This window comes from Streptomyces recifensis (genome assembly GCF_002154615.1).
GTDB classification, from domain to species: domain Bacteria; phylum Actinomycetota; class Actinomycetes; order Streptomycetales; family Streptomycetaceae; genus Streptomyces; species Streptomyces griseoluteus.
The window spans coordinates 1-7692 of sequence record NZ_MUNH01000459.1 but is presented as its reverse complement, the minus strand read 5'-3'; the positions used below and the strand labels follow the sequence as shown (position 1 = coordinate 7692).

Genomic DNA, 7692 nt, shown 5'->3' with positions numbered 1-7692 from the left:
GCCTGCCGGGGCCGGCCCCGTGGACCTCGTGAGCGAAGAAGGCACCCGCCGTGACCCATCCCCTCCTCGACCTGCCCCCGCTGACCGCCGCGCGGTTCGCCGCCATCGAGGACCGGGTGGCCCGGCTGCTGGAGACCCGGCAGGACGTGCTGATCACCCAGGGCGAGGCGCTGCTGCCGCTGGAGGGCGCGATCCGCGCGGCCGCCGGCCCGGGCACCGTGGCGCTGAATGTGATCACCGGCCCGTACGGCCAGACCTTCGGCGACTGGCTGCGCGACTCCGGCGCCACCGTGCACGACCTCGCGGTGCCCTTCGACTCGGCGGTCACCGCGGACCAGGTCCGGGCGGCCTTCGCCGAGCACCCGGAGATCGACTTCGTCTCCCTGGTGCACGCGGAGGCGGCCACCGGCAACACCAACCCGGTCGCGGAGATCGGCGAGGCGGTGCGGGAGCAGGGCGCCCTCTTCTACCTGGACGCGGTCGCCTCGGTCGGCGCCGAGCCGGTACTGCCGGACGCGTGGGGCGTGGACCTGTGCGTGATCGGCGCCCAGAAGGCGATGGGCGGGCCCGCCGGGGTCTCCGCGATCTCGGTGAGCGAGCGGGCCTGGGAGCGGATGGCCGCCAACCCCGCCGCGCCGCGCCGCTCCTACCTCTCCCTGCTGGACTGGAAGGAGCGCTGGATCGACGGCGGCCGCAAGGCGCTGCCGCACGCCCCGGCGCAGTTGGAGATGCTGGCGCTGGACGCCTGCATGGAGCGGATCGAGGCGGACGGCCTGGACACGGTGATGGCCCGGCACCGCGACCTCGCGCGGGCCACGCGGGCGGGCGCGCTCGCCCTGGGCGGCGGCCTCCAGCCGTATGTGCGCAAGGAGCGGGACGCGGCGCCGGTGGCGACCACGCTGCGGGCACCGGCGGGCACGGTGGCCTCGGAGCTGGTGGCGCGGGCGCTGGAGAGCGACCCGGGGCTGCCGCTCGCCGCCGGTGGCGGGGCGCTGGCCAAGGAGATGATCCGGGTGAACCACTACGGGCCCGACGCCACGCCGCAGGTGGTGCGCCGCGCGCTGGCGGCACTGGGCACGGCACTGGCCGCACACGGGTTGACGGTGGACCCGGAGGGGGCCATGGCGGCGGTGGACGAGCTCCTGCTCTGACCCCCGGCACCGACGAGCGGCCCGCGCGATTTCGCGCGGGCCGTTTTCTTTTCCGGCGACCGCTCCAACCAATTGTCCATATGACGTAAATTCCCCGTGAATTCACTCGTCCAGGCCCAGCCTTTTTAGCCTGCCCGGTTTTTGCAGAGCTAAACAACTTCGATTTCCAACGGGTTTCCATCCTGTGACACACTCCACATGAGGAGACTTTTGTCCTGGTTCGACCCAGGTCAAATCCGGCATATCTCCGAGAGGTCCGGACCCCACCGAGATCACTGCCGTGCATTTCGCAATTCACCTCGCTAAATTCAGGCCGCATGACTTCCGCATCCGCCGACCTGCTCATCGACAGACCCGCGGTCACCGACGGCGCCGCACTCTGGCGTCTCGCCAAGGACTCGAAAACTCTCGACCTGAACTCCTCGTACAGCTATCTGCTGTGGTGCCGTGACTTCGCCGGCACCTCGGCGGTGGCGCGTGGCGCGGACGGCGAGCCGGTCGGGTTCGTCACCGGCTACGTCCGCCCGGACCGCCCGCACACGCTGCTCGTCTGGCAGGTGGCCGTGGACGGCTCCCAGCGCGGCAGGGGCATCGCCGCCGCGCTGCTGGACGGGCTGACCGCGCGGCTCGCCGCCGAGCAGGGCGTGACGGATGTGGAGACGACCATCACCCCCGGCAACACCGCCTCCGAGCGGCTGTTCACCTCGTTCGCCGAGCGCCACGGCGCCGGGCTGACCCGCGAGGTGCTGTTTGCGGAGGAGCTGTTCCCCGACGGCCCGCACGACCCCGAAGTCCTTTACCGCATAGGCCCGCTGACCCACGTCCCGGCGCACTGACGTCCCCCGAGGAGCGAATCACCGTGACCATCACCCAGCCCGACCTGAGCGTCTTCGAGACCGTGGAGTCCGAGGTCCGCAGCTACTGCCGCGGCTGGCCCGTCGTGTTCGACCAGGCACGGGGCAGCAGGATGTACGACGAGGACGGCCACGCCTACCTCGACTTCTTCGCCGGGGCCGGCTCACTCAACTACGGCCACAACAACCCGGTGCTGAAACGGGCGCTGATCGACTATCTGGAGCGCGACGGGGTGACCCACGGCCTGGACATGTCGACCACGGCCAAGCGGACCTTCCTCCAGACCTTCCAGGACCTGGTGCTCCGGCCGCGCGACCTGCCGTACAAGGTCATGTTCCCGGGGCCGACGGGCACCAACGCGGTGGAGTCCGCCCTGAAGCTGGCCCGGAAGGTGAAGGGGCGCGAGGCGATCGTGTCCTTCACCAACGCCTTCCACGGCATGTCGCTGGGCTCGCTCGCGGTCACCGGCAACGCCTTCAAGCGGGCCGGCGCCGGCGTCCCGCTCGTACACGGCACCCCGATGCCGTTCGACAACTACTTCGACGGCACCGTGCCGGACTTCCTGTGGTTCGAGCGGCTGCTGGAGGACCAGGGCTCCGGCCTGAACAAGCCCGCCGCGGTGATCGTGGAGACCGTGCAGGGCGAGGGCGGCATCAACGTGGCCCGGCCCGAGTGGCTGCGCGCGCTGAAGGAGCTGTGCGAGCGGCAGGACATGCTGCTGATCGTCGACGACATCCAGATGGGCTGCGGCCGTACCGGCCCGTTCTTCTCCTTCGAGGAGGCGGGGATCACCCCCGACATCGTCACGGTCTCCAAGTCGATCTCCGGCTACGGCCTGCCGATGTCGCTGTGCCTGTTCAAGCCGGAGCTGGACATCTGGGAGCCGGGCGAGCACAACGGCACCTTCCGCGGCAACAACCCGGCGTTCGTCACCGCCACGGCCGCGCTGGAGACGTACTGGGCCGACGGCGCCGCGATGGAGAAGCAGACCCGCACGCGCGGCGAGCAGATCGAGCGCGAGCTGATCTCCATCACCGAGGAGAACCTCGCCGACGTGAAGGAGTACCGCGGACGCGGGCTGGTGTGGGGCCTGGAGTTCCACCACAGCGACCGTGCCTCGCGGGTGGCCAAGCGCGCCTTCGAGCTGGGGCTGCTGATCGAGACGTCCGGCCCGCAGGGCGAGGTCGTCAAGCTGCTGCCCGCGCTGACCATCACCCCGGAGGAGCTGGACGAGGGCCTGAGCATCCTCGCCCGCGCCGTCCGGGAGACCGCCTGACCGGCAAGAGGGCCTGACCGGCCAGACCCCCTGACCAGCCAGACCAGCTAGTCCGTCCGACCGGCTAGCAAAGAGGAGGAGACACCGTGATCGTCCGTTCGTTCAAGGACATCGAGGGCACCGACCGGCATGTGAAGGCCAAATCGGGTACCTGGGAGAGCAAGCGCATCGTGCTCGCCAAGGAGCGGGTCGGCTTCTCCCTGCACGAGACGGTCCTGTACGCCGGGACCGAGACGTCCATGTGGTACGCCAACCACATCGAGGCCGTCGTCTGCACCGAGGGCGAGGCCGAGCTGACCGACCACGAGGACGGGCAGGCGTACACCATCACGCCCGGCACCATGTACCTGCTGAACGGGCACGAGCGCCACACGCTGCGGGTGAAGGAGGACTTCCGCTGCATCTGCGTGTTCAACCCGCCCGTGACCGGCCGGGAGGACCACGACGAGAACGGCGTCTACCCGCTGCTCACCGAGCCCGAGGAGGTGTGAGAACCATGACCACGCTCACCACCATTCCCACCGACCTCTACCCGAGCCGGGGCGCGACCGAGGTCCGCATCCCCCGCAAGGACCCGGTCGTCTGGGGTTCCCCGGACACGCCGGGCCCGATCCAGGCGGCCGAGCTGGAGGGGTTCGAGCGCGACGGCTTCCTCACCGTCGACCAGATCATCACCCCCGCCGAGGTGCAGGTCTACCGGCGTGAGCTGGACCGGCTGGTCGGCGACCCGGCGATCCGCGCCGACGAGCGCTCGATCGTGGAGCCGCAGTCCGGCGAGATCCGCTCCGTGTTCGAGGTGCACCGGCTCAGTGAGCTGTTCGCCAACCTCGTGCACGACGAGCGGGTGGTCGGCCGCGCCCGGCAGATCCTCGGCTCGGACGTCTACGTCCACCAGTCGCGGATCAACGTCAAGCCCGGTTTCGGTGCCAGCGGCTTCTACTGGCACTCGGACTTCGAGACCTGGCATGCCGAGGACGGCCTGCCCAACATGCGTACGGTGTCCGTCTCGATCGCGCTGACCGAGAACCACGACACCAACGGCGGCCTCATGATCATGCCGGGGTCGCACAAGACCTACCTGGGCTGCGCGGGCGCCACCCCGAAGGACAACTACAAGAAGTCGCTCCAGATGCAGGACGCGGGCACCCCGTCCGACGAGGCGCTGACCGAGATGGCCAGTGAGCACGGCATCCGCCTGTTCACCGGCGCGGCGGGCTCGGCCACCTGGTTCGACTGCAACTGCATGCACGGTTCCGGCGACAACATCACGCCGTTCCCGCGCAGCAACGTCTTCATCGTGTTCAACAGCGTGGAGAACACGGCGGTGGAGCCGTTCGCGGCGCCGGTGCGCCGGCCGGAGTTCATCGGGGCGCGGGACTTCACTCCGGTGCGGTAGCCCTCGCCCGACCCCTTGTCACCGGGCCGGTGCCTCTTCGTGTGGGACGAGAGGCACCGGCCCGGTCATGTCCGGGCTCAGCCGGCCAGCGCGTCCAGCAGGCGGTCGACGTCCGCCTCGGTGTTGTAGAGGTGGAAGGACGCGCGCAGGTTGCCCGCCCGGTCGGACACCTCGATGCCGGCGCGGCCCAGCTCCGGCTGACGGGAGCCGAGGCCCGGCACCGAGACGATCGCGGAGCCCGGCGCGGGCAGCGCCTGGTGTCCCAGCGCGGCGAGCCCGGCCCGGTAGCGGTCGGCCAGGGCCGTGTCGTGGGCGTGGATCGCGGACACGCCCAGTTCCTCGATCAGCTCCAGGGAGCGGCGCAGCGCCGGGTAGCAGAACAGGGCCGGGCTGAGGTCGAACCGCCGGGCGGAACGGGCGAGTTCGGTGACGGGGCCGTAACAGCTGTCCCAGGGCCGCTCGCCCGCGACCCAGCCCGCGAGCAGCGGGTCGAGCCCGCCGAAGTCCTCGGGGACGACGAAGAAGGCGGCGCCGTGCGGACCGAGCAGCCACTTGTAGGCCACCGACGCGGTGAAGTCCCACTGCCCCGCGTCCATCGGCAGCCACCCGGCCGCCTGGGAGAAGTCCACGTACGTACGCGCGCCGTGGGTGCGGGCCGCCTCGCGCAGCGCGGGCAGGTCGGCCACCTTGCCGTCGGCGGACTGCGCGGCGCTGACGGCGACGAGCGCGGTGCCGGGGCGGACGGACTCGGCGATCCGCTCCACGGGCACCGCGCGCACCTTGAGGTCTCCCCGGACGTGGAACGGGTTGGGTACGGAGGCGAAGTCGTCCTCGGCGGTGAGGACTTCGGCGCCGGACGGCAGCGAGGCGGCGAGCACACCGCCGTGCGCGGCGACCGAGGCGCCGAGCGCGACCCGCTCGACGGGGACTCCGGCGAGCCGGGCGTAGGCGGCCCGGCACGCCTCCACGTCGTCCCAGAGCGCGGTCAGCGGCTGCCCCTGCGCCCGCAGCAGGGCAGCGTCGTGCAGGGCTGTGACGGCGCGGGCGGGCAGCAGGCCGTTGCTGGCGGTGTTGAGGAAGGTGCCGACCGGGGCGAACTCGGCGCGGACGAGGCTCTCGAACGTCTCCGTGGTCTCCATGACTCCACTGTGCGGCGCCCGGAAGCCGTCGTCCATCACGCATCTCTACAGGGTGTACCCAAGCAACCCTTATGCGTCAGCCCTGCTGGGGCACCGCGCAGCCGTCGGGGCCACAGGTGCCGGCGTCGTCCTGGACAACCGCCTTCAGCGGGGAGCGGTCACCCCACGCCTGGGTGAGGGCCCGGGTGAAGACCTCGGCGGGCTGGGCGCCGGAGACGCCGTAGGTGCGGTCGAGGACGAAGAAGGGGACGCCGTTCGCGCCGAGCTCGGCGGCCTCGCGCTCGTCGGCGCGGACCTCGTCGGCGTAGGCGGTGGGGTCGGCGAGGACCGCGCGGGTGGCGTCGGCGTCCAGGCCGGCCTCGGTGGCCAGCCGTACCAGGTGGTCGTCGCCGCCGGTGAACACCGACTGCTCGTCGGCGAAGTTGGCCCGGTAGAGCCGGTCGAGCAGCGCCTCCTGCCTGCCCTGCTCCTTGGCGAAGTGCAGCAGGCGGTGCAGGTCGAAGGTGCTGCCGTGGTCGCGGCCGCGGGTGCGGTAGTCGAGGCCCTCGGCGGCGGCCTGGGCGCCGAGGTTGTCCTCGCCGGCCTCGGCCTGCGCCGCGGTCATGCCGTACTTCCGGGTCAGCATGTCGAGTACCGGCTGCACGTCGCCCTTGGCGCGGCCGGGGTCCAGCTCGAAGGAGCGGTGCACGACCTCGACCTGGTCACGGTGCGGGAACGCGGCGAGCGCCTTCTCGAAGCGTGCCTTGCCGACGTAGCACCAGGGACAGGCGATGTCGGACCAGATCTCGACGCGCATCTTCAGGGCTCTCTTCCGCTCGTACCGGACGGGGACTCTCTCCGCCCGGTACGTGAACGTTCAAGCAGGTTGGTTCATTCCCCCGGCGGGGTCCAGCGCAGGAACAGGTGGTGGTCGTCCTCGGCGGGCGGGCGCTCCGGGTCGGGCACCCAGCCCTGGCGGGCGTAGAACGCCTGCGCGCGCCGGTTGTCCACGTGCACGTCGAGCACGGCGGCCCGCCTGCCCCCGGCGAGCCACCGCTCGACGCAGGCGGCGTGCAGGGCGCTGCCGAGGCCCGCGCGCCAGTGGTCCGGCGAGACGTGGAACTGGTACAGCTTCACCGTGTCCGCCGGCTCCCCCTCGGGGGTGCGGAAGGAGGCGATGGCGACGATCTCGCCGTCCCGCACCCCGCACAGCACCTCCCCGTCCGGCCGCTCGACGGACCCGCGCCAGGCATCCGTCCAGTCGACGTCGGACGGCGGCAGCCCGTCCGGGTAGTACGTCGCCCGGGCCCGCGCGTGCAGGGCGGCGATGGCCTCGGCCTCACCGGGCTCGGCCGGACGGATCACCAGGGCGCCCGCTGTCTCGTGACTGATCATGAGGGTGAGGACGCGCCCCGGCACGGGTGAGGTTCCACCCTCGCCCTCAGCTCCCGTCGCGCAGGTCGGCGGGCCACGCGGGCCGGAACTCCAGGTGGTCGTAGGTCACCACGCAGCCCTCGCCGAGCGGTGACTGGGTCATGAAGCCGATCAGGGCGGCGCCGGTCTCCTTCTCGTCGCCGAGGGTGAAGAGGCGGACGAAGGTCCAGCGTTCGCCGTCGCGAGAGGCGTGGAAGGCCAGCGCGCGGCCGGTGCGGCTGACCCTGAGCCAGACGGAACTGCCGGGCACCGTGAAGGAGTTGGCGTCGTCGGAGTGGCCACGGGTGACCACCGTGCAGATGGTGGGCACGTCCGGGGAGTACTCCAGGCAGAGCTTGGCCCAGGCCCGGTCGCCGACGTGGACGTAGAGCACCCCGGCGTCGAAGGCGGCGTTGAAGCCGACCGTGACGCGGGCGATCAGCTGGAAGTCGCCCTCGGGCGACCCGAGCAGCCGGGGCGCGT

Annotated in this window: 9 protein-coding genes; 5 read left to right on the top strand and 4 right to left on the bottom strand. The window is 71.4% G+C overall.

Annotated elements, in window-relative coordinates:
* Positions 1-50: 50 nt before the first annotated feature.
* From CCN33_RS22735 to thpD, 5 genes are all read left to right on the top strand, one after another.
* Positions 51-1151: a pyridoxal-phosphate-dependent aminotransferase family protein gene (locus CCN33_RS22735; protein WP_086695375.1), complete on the top strand. Its 1101-nt coding sequence runs from the start codon at positions 51-53 to the stop codon at positions 1149-1151.
* Between the two features lie 317 nt (positions 1152-1468).
* Entirely contained in the window at positions 1469-1987 is a 519-nt protein-coding gene (gene ectA / locus CCN33_RS22730; RefSeq protein WP_086695374.1) for a diaminobutyrate acetyltransferase, read from the top strand.
* A 23-nt stretch (positions 1988-2010) separates the two neighbouring features.
* Positions 2011-3282: a diaminobutyrate--2-oxoglutarate transaminase gene (ectB, locus tag CCN33_RS22725; protein WP_086695373.1), complete on the top strand. Its 1272-nt coding sequence runs from the start codon at positions 2011-2013 to the stop codon at positions 3280-3282.
* An 86-nt stretch (positions 3283-3368) separates the two neighbouring features.
* Positions 3369-3773, top strand: a complete 405-nt coding sequence (locus CCN33_RS22720; RefSeq protein ID WP_086695372.1) for an ectoine synthase — start codon at positions 3369-3371, stop codon at positions 3771-3773.
* 5 nt (positions 3774-3778) lie between these two features.
* Positions 3779-4678 carry an ectoine hydroxylase gene (thpD, locus tag CCN33_RS22715; RefSeq protein WP_086695371.1) on the top strand — a complete coding sequence of 300 codons (900 nt, stop codon included), beginning with the start codon at positions 3779-3781 and terminating at the stop codon, positions 4676-4678.
* Between the two features lie 77 nt (positions 4679-4755).
* On the opposite strand, the gene CCN33_RS22710 is transcribed toward thpD, so the two are convergent.
* The 4 genes from CCN33_RS22710 to CCN33_RS22695 form a co-directional block, all read right to left on the bottom strand.
* Positions 4756-5817, bottom strand: coding sequence for an aminotransferase class V-fold PLP-dependent enzyme (locus CCN33_RS22710; protein WP_086695378.1), 1062 nt, complete (start codon positions 5815-5817; stop codon positions 4756-4758).
* A 76-nt stretch (positions 5818-5893) separates the two neighbouring features.
* Positions 5894-6613 carry a DsbA family oxidoreductase gene (locus tag CCN33_RS22705; protein WP_086695370.1) on the bottom strand — a complete coding sequence of 240 codons (720 nt, stop codon included), beginning with the start codon at positions 6611-6613 and terminating at the stop codon, positions 5894-5896.
* Positions 6614-6687: 74 nt separating this feature from the next.
* A complete protein-coding gene (locus CCN33_RS22700) occupies positions 6688-7191 on the bottom strand; it encodes a GNAT family N-acetyltransferase (protein WP_208621844.1) in 504 nt (167 codons plus the stop codon).
* A gap of 46 nt (positions 7192-7237) precedes the next feature.
* Positions 7238-7692, bottom strand: a 455-nt coding sequence (locus CCN33_RS22695) for a DUF1349 domain-containing protein (protein ID WP_107483975.1), incomplete at its 5' end; no start/stop codon positions are given.

Bases quoted from the DNA above. Each gene is read 5' to 3' on its own strand.
- ectA (WP_086695374.1), top strand. From the start codon at position 1,469: ATGACTTCCGCATCCGCCGACCTGCTCATCGACAGACCCGCGGTCACC.
- thpD (WP_086695371.1), top strand. From the start codon at position 3,779: ATGACCACGCTCACCACCATTCCCACCGACCTCTACCCGAGCCGGGGC.
- CCN33_RS22710 (WP_086695378.1), bottom strand. From the start codon at position 5,817: ATGGAGACCACGGAGACGTTCGAGAGCCTCGTCCGCGCCGAGTTCGCC.
- CCN33_RS22705 (WP_086695370.1), bottom strand. From the start codon at position 6,613: ATGCGCGTCGAGATCTGGTCCGACATCGCCTGTCCCTGGTGCTACGTC.
- CCN33_RS22700 (WP_208621844.1), bottom strand. From the start codon at position 7,191: ATGATCAGTCACGAGACAGCGGGCGCCCTGGTGATCCGTCCGGCCGAG.